Source organism: Pseudoalteromonas sp. T1lg23B, assembly GCF_002964665.1.
GTDB lineage: Bacteria > Pseudomonadota > Gammaproteobacteria > Enterobacterales > Alteromonadaceae > Pseudoalteromonas.
In genome coordinates, this window is the sequence record NZ_PQBZ01000039.1 from 24,360 (window position 1) to 43,817 (window position 19,458).

The following is a 19,458-nucleotide window of genomic DNA, read 5'->3' on the forward strand; positions in this document are numbered from 1 at the left end:
GTCAGTATTATTTGCTTTTATTCAAGTTGAATTCGCCAATATTCAACTTTTGTAACGCGCAGTAAATATTAAAAAGTTATCCTGAACTTATCATTATTCTAGCGTTTGTGTTGTCGACAAAATCATGTATTTGGCGCTGCTCCAGTAAAGTGTAGCTATTTGCCTAATTTGCCTGTTATAGCACTGACTGCGACTGTTAACGAGGGTCGCTTTAAACTGATCTTAAGCTTCAGTTCATCATGAAAACGGTATTAAAGATGTAATTTTGCCAAGTTAGTTCGTTTTTCGTATGGGATTTTAGGGTAACCTACTAAAAACGAATTAGATTTTAATATGCATTGATATGAGAACACCTATCCCATCTCAAAAAAATTATATTGTTCTTATTTTGTGTCCATAATGAGAACATAATTCGGGGGTAAATTTAATGCCATCATATGTGACATGAGTGATATATCAATGATATCGCTCTTTCCATTCATCATGTGGCTGTCTTTGTTTACAGACGGTACTTTTTTTAATGGTAAAATATTGAAGCGTTGCTAATTGCTAAAGGAACAGAAAGTTTGGGTGTTATGATGAGTATTCAATTGGAAAAAATCCGAGGATTATTAGCTAATAAGCAAGTGTTAATGTTGCCTCGTTTTAGAAGCTCAGCCATACCCTCCCATGAGGGGATGGTTTTTAAATGTGACGAACAGATAGCCATTATTTTATCAATACAACACTCATCTATATTTCCTCATGCTTTAGAAGTGCGTACCAATATACGGCCGTATCATATTATTTTTGGCGATGACTTTGAAAAAGCCAAAAATGACGTGAAAGATTTGGCCAAGGAGCATCAAGTCTCTATATTCTGGATTGATTCAGACACACTTGCCCCCTTGCCTGGTGACACGATTAATAACTTTTCACCCGAAGAAGTGATTGCAATATCTGGATTCAGAAAGTGGATTTACTGCCCTATTATTGAATCAAAGTTTAAGGCATATGTAGAAAACCTATCTTTAGAATACCAGGATGATGGATCGGAGTATGAGTTGGAACACTTTATTGACCCAGAACAAGTTGAGTTCCGGTTGGACAAGCAGTTGTCTACTGCAGAACATCTTTATCGTTACTATGGCTGTAGTGTGGAGCACCTATACCCTTGCCGACCTGAGTTAAAAGATGATTTCTTTACCGATAGAGAGTTGATCTCAGCTCTGTTTATCAACCTGCTTGAGTCTAAAGAAGGAACAATCCAGCTAAATGCGTTAGTGGAGCGCATTTTTAAAATGGTTGTTAAGAGTGAAAGATTGGCTGTGTTTATGATTTACCATGCGAATTGTTTCAACTGGGAGCTACAACAGTTTAAAAGAGAAAGTACAACAGTAAGCGTTTATCAGGTGCTTGGCCTGTCGGACTTTTTGGAGCGACATATGCGTCAGCTGCCCATGAAACTGATAGCGTTAATGGAACGCAAACTCAAATTACCGTTTATCATATTACAATCGGCATTTTCTGCTGAATTGTTTATTACCTTAAGAGGTGATGACGTATTGTTTAATCGCAAAGCATTTATAGCGCGATTTTGTGATGAAGAGGCGGTACGACACAGCGAAGTAAATAATACGCGATTCGTAAACAAAGTGATCAGCGACGATTTGCCAAGCTTCAATGACCTAGAAAGTACGATTAAGGGGCTGACAGAAAGAAATAGACAAGCACTGTCTAACCAGCCTAAATTTGTCAAACTATGTCAAAGCTGTCGAGCTATTTTAGCCAATGACAGCAGCATGTGCTGGAACTGTAATAACACGACACTGCTCTCTATGTTGCCTAACTCAGTAGAGCAGTTTGTTCCTTCCTTGATGGATGTCGTGAATGTATTGAAAACGAAGTCTTTGTCAGTGGACTTAGAAGTTAATTGATAAGCGTAGGTGGTAACATCGTTTATGATTATTCTAGCTTAACCTGTTGTTTTTTATATGTCTTATACTTTTTTTTGGCGATTATTCAAGGTGAATTCGCCAAATAACCTAGGCTCCTTTCCTAATATTCAGCATCGTTGCTATCTCCCCTACTCCTTGTAGATTGTCATTAAGTATCAAATATCGTTGATTTATTTCCGCAAAGTCAGGCCCACAAAAGATATCATCAAGACATGATACTTATGGTATAGAAAAATGAATAATCAACTCCTCAGTGTGATTACATTAACGGGAATGCTTGGTGTTAATATAACGACGCATGCAGCACCGTGTAGTGATTCAGCATTACAGGCGCTTATGCAGCGCCCTCCCCTAGACGAAGCGTTTACACAATACAAAACCATTGTACAAAGTCAGTATGTTGTTTGGACTGCTCAAGTGGAAGATTTGAGTATGGGTATGGGAGGAAGCAGTGCTTCTGATCTTGTCATGCAAGGTAACGTGTACGAAAAAGAAATAGTCGAGAGTCTAAAGCGTTTAGGTCGCCTCGTGACGCAAAATGAGCACCTCGTATGTCAAGCTGAGTTACAGGACTATATTATGTCTGGCATTAAAGATTTTCAAAGTTGGCATCAGCAATTCAAAAAAGAACACCTAGATAATTAATCATTCAAAATAGCTTAGTTAATTGCTTATCGATGAGTTTTATCCCATTAGACTAGAGATACTTCAGTTCTAATTGGAAACCTAACATGCAAATGAAAATGCTGGCCAGCTCACTGTTGGCGTTGAGTGTGACATTATCATTTCCTAGCTCTTCACAAGAGACTCCCGGACAAAAAACCGTTAATGAGAAAATCGCCGAACTAGAGCGTTCAGTTGCACGCCTACCAATAAAAAATGTGTACTTTGGCCTAAATGATAAAGGTAGCTTTCTGTTTAGCGAGGGGGGACGTTTTGTTTTTGAAGGTAAGGTATATGATGGTTGGCAGAAAAAATACATCACTAACTTAGAAGAAGCAAAGGCATCTTATGTGGTCCCTCTGGAGCGCATTGGTATCAACCCTGCAACTTTAGGTGCGCTGCACAGTAAAGAAGAAGGTGAAATTGACCTTGTGGTTTTTACCGATCCAAATTGTACTGCATGTGATGGGCTTTATGAAAAATTACAGCCCTTTAGTCAAGACTATAAAATAGCTTATGTGTTGACTAACTTGATCGGTGGTGATGAGTCTACACCATTAATAAAGCGTCTTTACTGTGAGCAAGATAAGCAAAAAGCACTAAAGAGTTTAGTTAACAGTGAAGAATTAGACCTTCCTGATATGAAAGTAGATCAGTGTGACTATTCTCGCTTATTTAACAACTTGGCAGCGACGCAAGTCTTAGGTATTTCTCAGCTTCCTACATTGGTTAATCGCCGAGGTCGCATCATCCAGGGTGTGCCTAAAGCATTAACACAATTTTTAAAAGAGGGTGATGAGTAATGTTTAGAAAGATTGTTACTGTTGTTTTCTCGATGCAATTAGCTGGATGTGCAGTGTTTGCCGTTGGGGAAGACCCCTCATGTGATGAGCAGGCCGATGGCTTAGTGTGTCACTCCGCGAAGGAGGTCTTGCTGATGTCGAGCTATAAAACTGACCTTGAGAATTTATCGCCAGAAGAGTTATCCGCCCTACAGCAAAAAGCGCTGGGATATACTAAAAATATGAAAACAGAAGAAGAAGGCATGAGTCGTTTCTTTGCAAGAGATGATGTACATGAAAGTGTTTCTTCGAACCAAAACACTGGACCAGCAAAGGCTGTCGTGACGGAACCGCCTGTAGACACCGCATTGAACGTTGATTCATTTAAACAAATGGAAGTATTGAAGCAAGCCGAAATGTTACGTGATGAGCAATCGATTATGCGTACGCCGGCCAAAGTGCTCAGAATGCAATTTGCGACATGGGAAGACGATGAGGGTCGGTTACATGACCCAGGTAAAATCTACGTCGAAGTGGAATCTCGCAAGTGGGCCATTGGCAAAGAGAAGCGTACAGAAATGCCGGTTATCACCCCGTTGCAAATTCGAAAATTATCGTTAGAAGAAATTAGACTTCGCAATGAAGGAAAGTAGGTCCTGATATGTCTTTGTTCTCTAGCTCTGCAAAGCTTGCAAAAAAACTGCTGAAACGTCACTCACCAGGCGAATTATTCCCATACGTCGACTATTTGGAGAAAGATCAAGCCTTCATTACAGACGATGGGCATTTGGGAGCGATTTGGATTTGTTCCCCTATCAATGGTACCGCCAAGGAAGTTGAAAGTGTATTAAATAATTTATTGTCACGAAAGTTTCCAGACGACTGTTGGTTGCAGTGTATGCTATTTGCTGTGCCCGATGTTACCGCCTACTTAAGGGGTTATGCTGCCATGCGCGGTGGCCGAGTGGCCGATCCTGAAAGAAATAGAGACTATTCTGTCGGCTCTCGTGTTATCCGTGATTTCTGGGAAGAGGCGACGAGAAGCCCTATCATCAGCAACGGAACCAAGGCGCGTAACTTCCGCCTGTATTTCAGCTTTAAAATGCCAGTAAAGGGGAATCGTAACGGTAAATTTGCAACAGCGAAGGAAATGGCGGAGTTTAGGCGTTATACCCAAGTCGTTGAGGGGGCATTAAAAAGCATGCATTTGGCGCCTTTTCGTATGGACCAAGAAGAGCTGTTATATCAAATGCAGGTGATGTTCAACTGGAACAAAAATGCTGGATGGCGAAAAGGGCGTCCTAATGTTGACTCCTCTATGATGCTTAAGGATCAGATTTTTGATATTGGCGGAGGATTCAGTGTTAGTGATGATAATCGCCATGTATTGCTCAAAGACAAGGTGATCACCGCTTATTCGGTGAACACGCCTCCCGCGATGATGATGATGGGCAGAATGTTGAACCTCACTGGTGACTGGCAACGAGGTATTGATGGGATTTTTGATAACTATGCTATTTGCGTCAATGTCTTTATTCCTAATCAAAAGAAAGCGTTGAATGATTTCAGTCGTTCCAGAACGGCCCTGAAACATCAATCTAAAGTCGGTTTTGCGGCTATTAATGAACGTATCCAGTTTCAAAAAGAAGACTATGACCTCATGTACGAAAGGATAGAAAAAGGCAAACAATCTATTCTTGAGTGGTCTATGCATATTCTGCACTTTACCGATACCGTGGGTGAGGCGAAGGAAAAGCAAAATGATTTGGAAGGGTATTTCAATAAGAAAGATTTTGGCATAGTCCCTGATGAAGCCATTATGTTGCCGCTAGTGATGAGTTGTATGCCGCTCTCTCCTAATAAAGAAACCAAGAACTTTTTGGAGCGAACATCCAAAGATACTTCTGAAGTGGTTGCGCTCTTCATGCCTATCTATGCATCTTGGCAGGGCAACTGCTATAGAGATGGCCGGATCAGCCCGTTGATGACTTTCGTCACGCGAACGGGGGCGTTGTTTGGTTTTAATCCGTTTGAAACAGACTCGAACATGAACATGTTGGTGTGTGCGACCAGTGGTGCGGGTAAAAGCTTCTTTACCAATGGATTTGTGAGTAACTTACTCACGTCAGGCAGCGAATATCGTTTAGGTCTACTTGAAGATAAAGGTATAGAAGATACCGCCAGCCATCCTTTGGATGGGGGGCAGGTATTTATCATCGACGTAGGTTATAGCTACGTTAAGTTGTGTGAAATTTACGATGGCCAATATCTAGAGTTTAACGAGCACTTTAAATACAGTCTGCAACCTTTTAAAACCGTTGATGAATGGGAAGGTGAAAAAGGGATGGCGGACATGGTATTCCAACTTATTTCTCTGATGGCTTTCCCTAAGACCGCACCGGATGATTTCCAAGAATCGAGAATGCGTACACTGCTCAACGAAGTATGGTGGGAGCATGGAAACAATTCTACCATTGATGATTTTCAAGCAAAGTGTTTAGCTGATCAGGACCGTCGTATCAACGACGTTGGATATCAGTTAGCCGGATTCTGTAAGGGTGGAATGTACTACCGCTACTTTGATCCCAGCAAAAAACCTGTTGAATTTAATGGTCAGCTTATTGTTGTAGAGCTAGAGCAACTTAAATCTCAGGAACATTTGCAGAAAGTAGTGCTGTTACAGATGTTCTCTAACATCCAATTTGCCATGTATTTGGGGGATAGAAATATTCGAAAGGCCCTGATCATCGATGAGGGTTGGGAGTGGATCAAAAGTGGCAATGAGACGGTTGGTAAGTTTTTGGAAACAGGCTGGCGTCGATTTAGGAAATACAACAGTATGGGATGTCTTATCACACAGTCATATCTGGACACCATGGAGACACCGGTTGGTCGTGCTTTAGCGACGAACTCTCAATTCAAGGCCATCATGATGCAAGGTGATGGTGAGGTAGAAAAACTAAAAAGCGGCAAACATCTGACAATTTCAGATGGAGAGTATGATCTGATGGAAACCGTGCGTACTGAAAAGGGCAAGTTTTCAGAAATTTTCTTACAAGCAGGCCCAGCAAGAGAGGTTGTACGCTTTGTGGTACCAAGGTTTGAGCAGCTTATGTACTCGACAGACCCCAAAGATGTAAACCGCATCAACAAGCTCAAAGAGCAGGGGATGACCACCGATGAAGCCATTACACATATCATTAATAGTGAAGCTTCATAAAATTGGATAATTAAAAAAGGCTACTCATTTAAAGTAGCCTTTTTTATGGGGGGTCGTTTAGCTCTTGATGTCGTGTAATGTTGAACGTTTAACGAGGTAAATGCACTTTTTAACAACCAGCATGACACACAGTAATAATAGCGGAATTGCACTGAGCACCGTGGCCAGCAAGAGCATACGAGCGAAGATAATCGACGCTTTTTGTAGTTCAATTCCCAAGCTGTGCACTCCTGTTGGGACGAAAATAAATAACACAAACACAATGCTGAGCAACAAAAACAACCCCGGCCACATATTCCTTAAATCGGCTCGGCTGGGTGACATATGCAAAGAAATTGCACATGCCGCATATAACCAAATGCCATGTGACCAACTGAAATTAAAATAATGAACAATCGTTGTATAATCCGCAAACCAGAGCACAGCAGTTAAGGCGTGAAGTGCCTCTGCCATGCTTAACGTGGTATTGATGTGAATATTCGCTAGCCAATCGTTGAGCTGTGGGAAAAGAAAGTAATTTAATAAATAAAGCGCCAACGCACCGCCAAACAGTGGCGCAATGGCGACAAAAAAGCAACCAACTTGTTGGTAGGCGGTATTGCTATAGCTATGCTCTACACAGCCTAGTTCACCGGTTTGTCGGTTGGGCTTAAACAAAGAGATGGCTCTAACGTTATGGTTGAATAAGATAGCGGTTGCTGCATGAGATAGTTCGTGAATGGGCACACCAAGGATCCCAGTAAAATATAGACATCTAAAGCCGTTATATCTAATGGCCAAATAGATGGCTACTTTTTGTGAGACCCTTAATAGTAGGGCGACGGATAAAGTCAGTCCGAAGGTGGCGCTTAGAAAAGATCCCAAATTTATAATTTGCTCTGATAGAAAAGTTGTCATACTGGCTGCTCAAGCCAAGAAGGGTTGCTCTTTAAAATCGAGTCAACGCGGGTCCTTATCCTTTCTATCAGATCTGGCTTAATACGGTAATACTGCTCATTATCAATGTACACTCGGTAATCACCGGCACTGTTTTTAGCGAACAAAGAAGAACGTTGCAACATGTTATGACAGCTCAGGGTGAGTTGCTTGACTTTTTCTTCATTAACCAATGACTCATCAATCGCCAACAGGTTTACACAGGCCAAATATGATGATTGGGCTATGATAGGGCCTTGTGCTTTTGGAGTGAAAACCAATCGGCCCATTTGCACGCTTGCTGCTATCAATAATAGCAGTGAGAGTAATGCGATAAGCAGATGCTTTTTGTTGTATTTATTAAGAAGCGTCATTATTTTTTCCTTTACGTGTTAGTTGTTCTTGCATCGCTTCTTCCTCGTCCTTTGGTGGCAAAATATGCTTTTCAAAGTCAATGGATAAACGTACTTGTTTGTCTGATTTGTCATCCTTTGCAAATTGCTCGAAACCATCGACAGACTCAGTGTAATCGGAGTAACCGGTATCTGAGAGATTGTCATCGGGAGAAAGTAAGTCAATTAGCTGTTGTCTCACTGAAGGTGGAAAGTGGTACAAATAATGCCAATTTTTTTCTTTTTCATCGTAGACTTGCAGTTCGTCATAATAGAAGCGCATTTTTGAAAAGTGGGAGAGGTTTATTTGACAGCTGTCTTCCTCATCTTCGTCTTCATCAGGATAAGGAAATTGGTCCTCATCAAATTGGGCGACTAACTCTTCGTCATCCTGTTCTAAAAAACCATCGCCATTTAAATCGTAATCATCAGCCTGATCTTTTTTGAATATTTTACTTATTGCCACAACCACAAGGTAACCCCCCAATAGGCTATCCCGATAGCTAAGATGTTAGGCAGAGAAATTAACATGATTGAAACCACTAAAATTGAGACTTTGCATATTCTAAATTCACAAACTCAGTACTTTTATAATTAACTACACAAAATTATCGAGTTATTGAAAATTAAATAGATAAAAAAAAATACAATTTACAGATAGAGTCAGTAATAGGTCCGTAAATTGTAATGAGCATAAGTAAGGTTATAAAAAGTTACTTGTTTTTTGTCTTTTCATTTTTTAGTAATACCTTACTTGCGTCTCAAGTAATGTTAGATGAGCAAGTAACCTTGGCGGTTGATAGGTTACTGCAACTGCCTAACGGCGCATCGCTAAGTGTGATTTTAACGGAAGAATTAAAAGACAAAGACGGAAATCGATTACGAGGTCCGCATGATGTGCTGTTTACCTTGTCAGAAAACAGCGAGTTTGCGGTTAATATTGAGGGCAGTACCGTTGCCCCTGGACAAACGGTTCGCTTGGTGACTAACTTAAGCTTGAGCTCAAGCCGCTTATATTTGCCTATTTATCCTGCTAATAAAGGCGACTTTGGTCACATTGATTACTCTATTCATTTACCTTCCTTATCTATTACCGACTGTCCCGCACAAACAACACCACTGAAAAATGGTGGATGTGCAGCAACTGAAGTGCAGGCGGGGGTGTATGTATGCCCACAATCTTATGACCTAAATGGCTTAGAATGTCAGCTCGATGAGACAATCACGATTAAATCTGCCTGTCCGGTAGGATTTGCCTATTTAAATGGTCAGTGTATTTCCAGTGATGTGGTCTCAGTGCGTGACGCCTGTGCGGATGGGTATATTCTGACTAGCACAGGTACCGTGTGTGAGCAGACTGTTCAGCACCCGATGGTTCATACTTGCCCGATAAACTTTACCATCCAACCAGACACAACTTGTAAGCAAGTCGAGACCATATTACCTCATGAAACCTGCCCGGATACTTACACCAGAAATAATGAACAATGTGAAAGGACCTTAAAGTTAGCGATAAGTGATTGTGAAAGCGGCTATGTGTTGCTTAATGGACAATGTTACGAGCGCCAAGCCGCGTCTCCCGTATGCCCAACTGGGCAGCAATTGGTGGGGGATAATTGTGAGCGCGTAGAGCGCATCGACTCATCAGTACAATGCGACGATGGCTTTACCATGAATCCAAATGGGCAATGTGTTAAACGCAGTGAACAGCCATTGAACGGCCATGCTTGTCCTGAGGGAACCGTCACAACTGACGGTGGTTGCGCAAGATTAAGTCGCTATATACAGGAAAGTAAATGTCCCAGCGGTATGACGTTTAACGGCGAATTTTGTACCGAAGAAACGGTTCAGGACATTATCGGTTGTGCCGAAGGCTGGTATATGCACGATAATGGCACTTGTCATGAGTTGCATGACTTTGAGTTAATTTGTGAAGATGGTTATAGCATTCATAACAACCGTTGCATCAAAAACGAAACAATCAGTGCCACTTTAGGATGCCCGACGGGTTATAGTTTTGATGCGGATAGCAACTTGTGTTCAAAAACGGTGGTGATTGATGCGGCGAAAAGTTGTGTGGATGACTATGCGTTAGATGGCGGGCAATGCACCAGAGAGATCAGTACACCCGTTGAGAGTTGTCAGTCCGGTTATCTACTAAAAAACGACCGCTGCTATCAGGTAAAAGATATCACCTATGTATGTCCCACAGGCTACAGTGAAAATGCTCAAGGGCGTTGTCAGCAGACCGACAGTGTAGAGAAAACATGGCGCTGCCCTGACACCTATGAATGGACAGGCAGTGTTTGCCAACGCACTTTGGAAGTGGACGCACAACAAAGTTGTGCACTGCCAGGATATAGCATCGTCAATGGCCGCTGTGAAAAAGTCACAACCGCTGACTTTGTGCGTTGTGAAGATGGGTATGATTTAATTGCGGGTGAGTGCTATCAAGTGACCGCAAAAAACACCTACTGTAGCGATGGTTATACCCTGACCGCCGATGGTAGTCAGTGTGAAAAAACCGCCAGCGTTGAATCGACACAAGTATGTCCAGATGAATGGGAAAACATGGGCACCCATTGTGAGTGGCGTGATAGTTATGCCACAGAGCCTGTATGCCCACCCTTTTATGAGCTTAATAATGAGCGATGTGAACGCTTCGTCTCTACCGCGGTGGAGGAATGTCAGCCGGGGCAAATTAAAAACGCAGATGACACCTGTAGTACTTACCATATTATCGAACCACAGTGTCCAGAGAATATGACCTTACGCAATGGCGCTTGCTACCAACAACAGGAAGTATTACCCGAGCGGTGCGAGTCAGGTTATTTGTTTTCGCAAGGAACCTGTCATGAAATCGTATCGGATGAGTTTAGTTGCCCTGATGGGATGTCCTTGACTCAAATCGCAGGAAAGTCGGTTTGTAAACAAGTACAAACCATTCAAAACTGTCCAAGTGGTTATGGACTCAATGAGCAAAATCAATGTGTTAATGGGTTAGGTCAGGTGGCTACGGAACAACATTATTGTCCGCCGGGTACTGTTTGGAACGCACAAGGGGGAGCTTGGGGAAGTTGCCAGGTTTTGGATGGCGAAACGACCTATACCGACACGGTGCTCGCTTGTCCTGATGGGTATCGTGTGGCCAGCGAAGGGGAATGTTTCACAAGCTGTCCTGAGGATGCGCAACGCGATGCCAATGGGCAATGTGTTAAATATGAGTATACCCTTGCCAAGGATAGCGCGGTTTGTTTAACCGGCACCATGCAATATGGTGATTGTTGGGAAACCTATGCACAGCAGATAGGCACTAAAGGGTATCAGTGCGCAGCTGGGTATCGCAATACCGAACATGACAGCACATTGAATGATGATGTTACCACAGGCCATGGCAGAAACTGCGTAAAAGCCATTGCCGTTGAATCTGTCAATTACTGTACTGACGATATAGGCATACAAGGTGGTATTTGCGTAAAAGAAGCATTACTTAGCAACAATCTTGCTAAAAAGTGTCAGCCAGGGGCCGTGATGAATGAGCAAGGAGAGTGTCATTTATTGTCTGAACAGGCGGCCTCATGTAATTCATTACCAGCTCAAGTCGATGGGGCCATCATTCGTAGTCGTCATTATGATGAGCAATTAGGCGCGTGCGTGGTGACCTACGAATATGAGCATCATAGCCGATACCAATGTCCTGCCGGGTTCCAGCCCGTGTATCCATTTACCAGTAGCTATGTGGCCGACTTACCGCAAGCCAACAGTGTATTTGTGGGTGACAATAATGTGCTGTTTGGCGTATCGGGTTTGCAAAGTGATGAACTCATGCTTGGACCGGATGATCAGCGACAAGCGATTGTGGGCTCTGCAAATATCAAACAGTACTTATGTGTTGCTGATACCATCGCTTACAACTACTTGTATTTAGGAGATCATTACGAACAGACGTTTGATAGTGTCACCTCAGGTACCAAAGGTTACTTGGCCGATGAATCGCGTAATATGCTGGATGATATACAAAAACGACTCTCTGGGAATTATGAGATTAATGGCACCTATAACCCTGAGTACCTGCTAAGTAAAAACACCAATCCATCACAAAAGCGTCATCTTAACGTGTTTCCTAGGTCGTTATCGCCCGCTCAACAGGCCGTGAATTCGGTGACCATACCCGGTTGGTCACAATTGCACGAAACGACCAAGGCATGGCCAATTATTGGTAACGAAGACTACTTGATCTACGGTGTTAGGCTGGTTGCTGGCAAGCTACCGGACAGTAGCAATGTGAATCCTGCAAGTTATATTCAGCAATTACCAGAGGGGCAAACCAGCGCTATCACACTGCTTCCAACCTGTAATAGTGCATCGACGCAAGAGTTATTGCAAAACATGCAGATCTATAACCATGCGGCGTATCAGGGTTTTACATCGGATGGTAAGGAAATTCTTAGTTTCAGAGGGTACAGTGACGCACAAAGTGGCGAAGAGAAATGTCTCGTTCAAGTGCGTATTAATGCATCCGCTACGACCCATCAGCTGCGTGGTTACGAAGCGCTGGCAAATGGCTTAAGCCGCTCTATCAAAACCCAGCCACAGGCAGAATTATGTGACACTTTGGCTACGCCCGTATTTACGCGGGGCTGTCCGCTGGGAATGACTTTGTCGGAGGATCAAACCAGCTGCGTTAAGAAGTCGTCGGTTGCGGCACAGGTAGACTGTGGTTCAGGTGTGTATGACCCGCAGCAGGGCATGTGTATTTTAGGTGCGCAATGTCCGGATGGTTATAGCCGAGATGGTGATCAGTGTGTGCAGTTGGTGAGTTGTGAAACACTGACAGGTAGAAGTGGTGCGTTTTATGATGCCAATAAAGATGCATGTGCCGTGTCAGTATACGATGTGGACTCGGGCAATGAAGACATCGCCCATACCCCGATCATTTGTCCCAATGACGCCGATGTATTTGACCCTATGTCGATGACCTGTCAGCACCTATCCTTGGAAGGGCAGAGCTCCGCTGAGCTGTATTGTGATATCGGTACACTCAGTGGTAGCAACTGTTTAATTGAAGAGCACTTTGGCGCTATTGAGGTGATGCAAGCTGGTGTATATACCTATGATCAGGCCCATAACCAGTGCATCGAAACCAAGTTTGTCACGCCGTCGGTAACAGAACATTATTGTGACAGTGGCGAGCCGCCGCATATTGTGAATGGACAATTACGTTGCGCGGTGTCACCGTCTGTTGCACAAACCTTGCCTCCTGCCATTTGCCCGCAAGGCTATCAAGCTGACGACGCTCACTTAGGGCGTTGTAGCAAAGTGGTGCTGCACCCTGCGTCAACTGCTTATGCTGAAGATGTGGTCATGATTGACAATTTGTATGTCAGATCTCAGGGTGATGAAACTAAGCTTCGTTGTCCACTGGGGGCAAAAAGCCATAATGGCCGCTGCATCATCGAAGCACAGCAAAATATTGACCAATTCGAGTATGCCTGCCCAGCTGGGATGCACAATTATAATTTATCCGATGACAACGGCATTATGATGCCTGTGTGTATCGACGCCGATGTACAGCCTGTGTGTGAGGCAGGTTGGGAGCTTGGTACTGAACCGTTTGCCTGTAACCGCATAGAAATACACCCATTGCACAAGCAATGTGATGAGGACTATGGGGTAGAGGGCTATCAATGTAAACAGGTGGCCACTCAGCCAATAGACTATCAATGTCCGACGCAGTTTACCCTCTCGACGGATAACTTATGGTGTACTCGACATATCACACAGCCTAAGTCACAGCCGTGTAATGATGGTGCGGTCGAAAGAGATGCCGAAAATTGTCGCTTACTCACGGAAGACGATACCATGGGGATATGTGCGCATGGTTATCAATATGACATTGCTAGTGATAGTTGTCGTCAGAGCCTGATTGAACCGATCGTTTATAGTTGTGACGCCGATCGCACGCTAAATCCACCCATGTGTGATAAATATGAGGTTGCGGGTCGTATTTTCTCTTGCCCTGAAAATTATACCGAGCAAGGAGATGGTAGCTGCCTGCTGATTGATTACACTCCGAAGGTAGAGCAATGTGAAGCGGGTTTTGCGGTCTCTGATGGTCAGTGTACCGCGGTTGAGCCGAGTACCTCCGTGGCTCAATGTGGCGCAGGGTTTAACTATGATGCCGATGCGGATATGTGTAAAAAAACGCAGACGCAGGCACACATTTATAGTTGTGAAGATGGCTATGATTTAAAAAATGGCACTGAGTGCCATCGTCTAGATCAGCTGTTTGCTCAGTATCAATGTTATGGCGCAGATCAGCTGACTGGCGCTGAGAAATGTGAGCGTACCGATGTGACTCACTCAGACACGAGTTGCCCAAGTGGTTATACCTGGGACAGTAGCCAGAACCGTTGTGAAAAGCTCACCAGTGTGGAAAGTACTGGTTGTGCCGACGGATTTAGAGATGAAAATGGCCAGTGCCGCCAATTCGGACTGTACAACTATTCGTGTCCAACTGGTTTTACCATGAATGGTAATGGTTTGTGTGAGTCCGATGCGACACACACACCTAATAAACGTTGCCCAGATGGTTACTTTAATGACAACGGCACTTGTTTTTCGGTAGAAAGTGCGCCGGCAAGTAAAGCATGTCCATCGGGTTGGTATATCAAAGATGGTATTTGTAAAACCACTTTGTTTGAGCAAGTGATCTCCTGTCCCAGTGGTTATCAGCTCTATAATGGCACCTGTCGAGCAACGACAGGGGTCATTTATTCTTGTCCGTTTGGCTATACCCTCTATGGCACCACCTGTTACAAAGATGAGTCCATGAGTGCAACACCAAATTGTCCATCAGGGTATTTCTATAATGGCTCACGATGTCAGCGTGATGAGTCCATGGGGGCTACCTTAAACTGTCCAAGCGGCTATGTGTATAACTCCTCTAATGGACGCTGTGAAAAAGGGGGCAGTATTAGCTACACCATTAACTGTCCTTCTGGGTACAGTTATAATGCCAGCTCACGGATGTGTGAAAAGGGCAACACCGTTGGCTATACCTATTCCTGCCCCAGTGGTTATACCCGCAATGGCACCAGTTGTTATCAATATAGTTACGCAAATTATAGTTACAGCTGCCCGAACGGCTATTCGTTAGATGGAAGTACATGTATCAAGACGGCATCGTATAACTATTCCTGTTCAAAACCTGATTGGGGGTTGAAATATTATAACAACGGTTACATCTGTACAGGTACAGAAAGGGAATATAAGAGCTATCTTAGTACTAACCGTTATTGTGACCGTGGATGGATGACCCTTGGCTATGAGCCAATGGCGGCGCAAACGTATCTGGTTGAGTGTTATAGAGATACCACTTCCACAGAAGCGGCAAACAAATCATGTCCAACCAATTATTATGCCAATGGCTCGAATTGTGCGCAGTCTGGCCCTGTTAACAAGTCTTGTCCAAGTGGTTATGTGGACATTGGTGGTCGATGTCGTAAGACCTTGACGACCAGCGCAAGTAAAAGCTGCCCAAGTGGGTACCGTGACACCGGTAGTGGCTGTACCAGTTACACCACAACCTCGCCTACTTATAGCTGTCCAAGCGGGTATCGAGATACTGGCAGTGGCTGTTCAAACTACGACTATCGCAGCCCTTGGTATAGCTGTCCCAGCGCCAGTCCTTCTTGGAGTTTATACGGTACCCAGTGTCGGCGTACCTTATATCAAGATGAGTGGTACACCTGTCCTTCGGCTTCGCCGAGGTGGAACCTATATGGTACTTGGTGTCGCAGAACCTTATCTCAGTCAGCGTACTCTTATTGTCCATCTGGGTATTCGCGCTTAAATAGCACCCTGTGCTACCGTGATGCGCCAACACCGGGCGTGGGGTCGTGTCCCAGCTCTTACACTCTCGTAGGTACGCGCTGTGAAAAAGAAATCGATCATGCGGCAAATTTAAGTTGTGGCAGTGGCTACTACTACAAATCGGGCAGTTGTCATCAAGTGATCACCAAAAGTGCATCCTGCGATCCCGGTGAAGTGCTCGTGGGTGAGCAATGTTATTTGGATCAACAAACCGCCATCTCAACCTACTGCGAACCGGGTTTTGAACGGGTGGGGAACACCTGTCAGGTATCGGTGGCAACGTCATTTGTGGCCTGTCAGTCAGGTTACGTGATGAGTGATAGTGGTGGCTTTAAAACCTGCCATAAGTTGGCTGAACCAACCAATGTTTGTCCGGCTGGCTATGTGCGAAGTGCGGGGAACATTTGTCAGAAGCTCGAGCGCTTCACTGCCCCGACAGTGTGTCAGCCAGGCTTTGAAAAATCACCTGAGGGAGAGTGTGTTCGTCATGAGTATTATCCTCAGTATAAAGGCTGTCCAGCCTCTCATCCCGATGAGTACCTATTTAACCGAAGTCAATGTACCAACGGCAGTGAACAAGTCAGTAAAACATTGATCTGCCAATCTGGGACCACTTTACAAGCAGGGCAATGTGTCAAAACCTATCGCGAGCCGAGCTTTGCGCAGTGTCCTACGGCGTATCGACTCAGTGGTGGGCAGTGTGTGCGCACCTTGCAAGAATATCCAATGGACAGTGTATCTTGCCCCGCTGGCTATGTGGCCAGATATGATGGTGTAGTGCGCTGTGAACAAGTAAATGCGACTCCATCTGCGGGAATTTGCCCTGATCAATATACCAATACCGGCACTCAGTGTACTCGTGCGCACGCTTATCCTGTGACAGAGTCTTGCCCCTCTCCGTATGACAGAGTGGGTTCTCAGTGTATTCGTCGCTCTTGGCGTGATACCCATAGACTGTGTCCGGGTAGCTCGCAAACCAGTCTGGATAGTCAATATTGCTATGCTAACTCTAGCACCAGTTCACAACTTAAAGCGTATTTGATGACCTGTCCAAGTGGCTACACATCGCTAGGGGATACCTGTTATCGACTCAATACCGTCAGCCCAAGTAGTGTGTGTAACACTAATTACACCCATAACAGAACCACCTGTGTGTCGTTGGAAATCCAATCGGTCGCAGCAACGTGTGACGCTGGCTATAGCAATTTTGACGATGCCAAGTGCTTATCGGGCAACGTCAATGCGGCCCACAATTGCCAGAATGGTTATCGTTTAAATAGTGATGATGGCAAGTGTTATAAAACGCAATTGATCCGCCCCAACTACCACTGTCCTAGTGGCACAGGGGAAGGGTTTGAGTGCTATACCTTTAACTCTACCAATGCGATTGCCGATTGCCCAATTGGCTTTACCAAAATTGGCTCAAATTGTCAGCGGACCATCAAAGAAGCGGTGACCAAAGAGTGTCGCGATCAATTTGGTGCACATACATGGCAGTTCTGTCGAGAAATGGCGCCGAGCATGTCCGTGGGTGAGTGTCCAAGCGGCTATAAGTTGTCATTGGAAGAGAGACGATGCATACAGGTTGAGCAGGTTGAACGGTTGGGTAGCTGTCCAAGTGGGCAACGCTACAATGACCGAAATGGCTTGTGTGAGGTGTGGGAGCCGGTGAGTGATGAGCAAGAGTTGTGGTGGATATGTCCAACGGGGTACACCTTTAATTCTGAGCAGGGCCTATGTCAAAAGGTTGAACAGGCAGGCAGCGGCAGTGAGTGGCGCTGTGAAGCAGGATACATTATGAACAAGGGCATGTGTGAGCGTTACACAACAGAAGATCCAATTTATAGCTGCCCTGAGCAAACCACTTTAATCTCTGGACTATGTCGTTACACGGCAAAGGATCGTACTACCGCAGATGGACCGCAATGCCCCAATGGCTTTAATTACTCGGATACTTTGAAATTGTGTGTCAGTGAACAAGGTATGGCGCAGGAGTTTAGCTGTGCGTCCAGCGGTATTGTGTATAACAATGCCACCGGTAGGTGTGAAACCTCGGTGGTATCTAAAAAGCCAGTAAGAGAGTGTCCGCTAGGTTACAGTGATCACCCTGATTATGAAGCGTGTATCAAGGTCATAACGTTATTGCCAACACCGATGTGTGATCCGGGTTATATCTACCACGAGGGGCAAAACCTGTGTGTGGATGAAGACCAACATGATCCCAACATCGTCTGTCCTGATGGCTATACCCTAACGGCGGATAATAAATACTGTGAACGCCTGTTAACCATTCCTGCTCAGCAACAATGTGAAGAGGGCTTCCACTTTACAGATGGTAAAGAATGTACGGCGAATGAAGCCAGTGACAGTGTAGCAATATGCCCTGAGGGTTACCGTTTAGATCCCGCTTTGAACGTGTGTGAAAAGGATGAAGTCATCGGGGTTGTGTATTATTGTGATGACGGACAGCAGTATGATGATGATAAGAAAGCTTGTCAGATCACCACCATTCAAGATGGTCAGCAGTGGTGTCCTGATGGTTATCAATTGACAGCGGATAAAACTCAGTGTTTTAAAACCGATACGCAGGCTGCGACAGAAGCATGTCCACAAGGGTACTTGAATCAAAATGATGGTACCTGTACACAAGAAATCGTGATCCCACCTGCTAGCACATGTCCGGTGAACTTTGCGCTTGGTAACGACGGATTATGCCAGCGTATTGAGGAACATGAGCCAATGGTACAATGCTCTGAAGGCTATGTTTTCAATGGTGAAAACTGTGAGAAAGTGATTAAGCAAAATATTAAGGGCTGTGGTGTAGGTTATTTGCAAATTGATAGTAATTGCTTCTTGGCCAGTTATGCTGACTATAACTGTCCGACTGGCTATGCGCTCAAGCGCGAAGAAGGTGAGCTGGTCTGTAAACATAAGCGTATTAAGCGCTCAACGATAGCGTGTATTGATGGTGTATATGACCGCAGTAATAATACCTGTATCGACGCGCAGACACGTGAAGACATCGGTGCGAATTATATTCATTGTGAAACCTACATTGACCCTTCTGCCACGGGATTGGAGGGGGATTATGACAGCACGAATAAACACTGTGTTTATGAACGTACCTTGTCGGCAAAATTGTATCGAGAAAGTTGCCCTGGCGATTTCATTGAACAAGGAGAAAGGTACTGTCGCTCTGTGATTGCCAACAATGATAAAGCACTGTGTGCCAATGAATACAGCTACAATAAAACCACAGGGTATTGTGAGCGCTATATCGTACAGACACCAACGTACATCTGTTATGACGGTTTCAGTTTAAATAAAGATAGTTGTTTTAGAACGATCACGGTGGATGTCACGGCAGGAGAGTGCCCTAATGGCTTCACCACAGTGTCACACAGTGAATGTGCTAGAACCGAGTCTATCCCTGCCACCTTACAATGTCCGATAGGCTTTATACAGGTGAGCAACCAGCAGTGTCAAAGAACACTGTATTTGCCGCCATTGTAACGAAAAAGCCCCAGCCTAGGTTGGGGCTTTTCATATCTGCTTTGCAGATAATGACGTTGGTGTTTTTTGTCTTTCGACTATTTCAGTACCGTTCTCATAGGCGACTTTTTGTTAAGTCAACAATTTCACTCAGTTAATAAAAAATCAAACGTCTCTATAAA

The 19,458-nt window shown here is 44.3% G+C and carries 9 protein-coding genes; 6 read left to right on the top strand and 3 right to left on the bottom strand.

Going from position 1 to position 19,458, the window contains the following annotated elements; genetic code table 11:
• Positions 1 to 575: 575 nt before the first annotated feature.
• The 5 genes from C2M32_RS16455 (at position 576) to C2M32_RS16475 (ending at position 6,602) form a co-directional block, all read left to right on the top strand.
• Positions 576 to 1,916, top strand: coding sequence for a hypothetical protein (locus C2M32_RS16455; protein ID WP_234401325.1), 1,341 nt, complete (start codon positions 576 to 578; stop codon positions 1,914 to 1,916).
• Positions 1,917 to 2,171: 255 nt separating this feature from the next.
• A complete protein-coding gene (locus C2M32_RS16460) occupies positions 2,172 to 2,582 on the top strand; it encodes a hypothetical protein (RefSeq protein ID WP_105169417.1) in 411 nt (136 codons plus the stop codon).
• 86 nt (positions 2,583 to 2,668) lie between these two features.
• Positions 2,669 to 3,403 (top strand): thioredoxin fold domain-containing protein, encoded by a 735-nt coding sequence (locus C2M32_RS16465; protein ID WP_105169418.1) that lies wholly within the window; start codon positions 2,669 to 2,671, stop codon positions 3,401 to 3,403.
• A complete protein-coding gene (locus C2M32_RS16470) occupies positions 3,403 to 4,035 on the top strand; it encodes a TraV family lipoprotein (protein WP_105169419.1) in 633 nt (210 codons plus the stop codon). Before C2M32_RS16465 ends, C2M32_RS16470 begins: the two co-directional genes overlap by 1 nt.
• 8 nt (positions 4,036 to 4,043) lie before the next feature.
• Positions 4,044 to 6,602 (top strand): TraC family protein, encoded by a 2,559-nt coding sequence (locus tag C2M32_RS16475; protein WP_105169420.1) that lies wholly within the window; start codon positions 4,044 to 4,046, stop codon positions 6,600 to 6,602.
• 57 nt (positions 6,603 to 6,659) lie between these two features.
• Here C2M32_RS16475 and C2M32_RS16480 read toward each other — a convergent pair whose 3' ends face one another.
• Genes C2M32_RS16480 through C2M32_RS16490 form a run of 3 tightly spaced genes read right to left on the bottom strand, consistent with a single transcriptional unit; the run spans position 6,660 to position 8,375 of the window.
• Complete coding sequence (locus C2M32_RS16480) at positions 6,660 to 7,499, bottom strand: hypothetical protein (RefSeq protein ID WP_158678249.1); 840 nt, start codon at positions 7,497 to 7,499, stop codon at positions 6,660 to 6,662.
• Complete coding sequence (locus C2M32_RS16485; RefSeq protein WP_105169422.1) at positions 7,496 to 7,891, bottom strand: hypothetical protein; 396 nt, start codon at positions 7,889 to 7,891, stop codon at positions 7,496 to 7,498. Before C2M32_RS16485 ends, C2M32_RS16480 begins: the two co-directional genes overlap by 4 nt.
• Positions 7,878 to 8,375 (bottom strand): hypothetical protein, encoded by a 498-nt coding sequence (locus C2M32_RS16490; RefSeq protein WP_158678250.1) that lies wholly within the window; start codon positions 8,373 to 8,375, stop codon positions 7,878 to 7,880. Before C2M32_RS16490 ends, C2M32_RS16485 begins: the two co-directional genes overlap by 14 nt.
• Positions 8,376 to 8,596: 221 nt before the next feature.
• Between C2M32_RS16490 and C2M32_RS16495 the strand changes: the two genes are divergently transcribed.
• Entirely contained in the window at positions 8,597 to 19,297 is a 10,701-nt protein-coding gene (locus C2M32_RS16495) for a hypothetical protein (RefSeq protein ID WP_105169424.1), read from the top strand.
• The last annotated feature ends 161 nt before the right edge of the window (positions 19,298 to 19,458 follow it).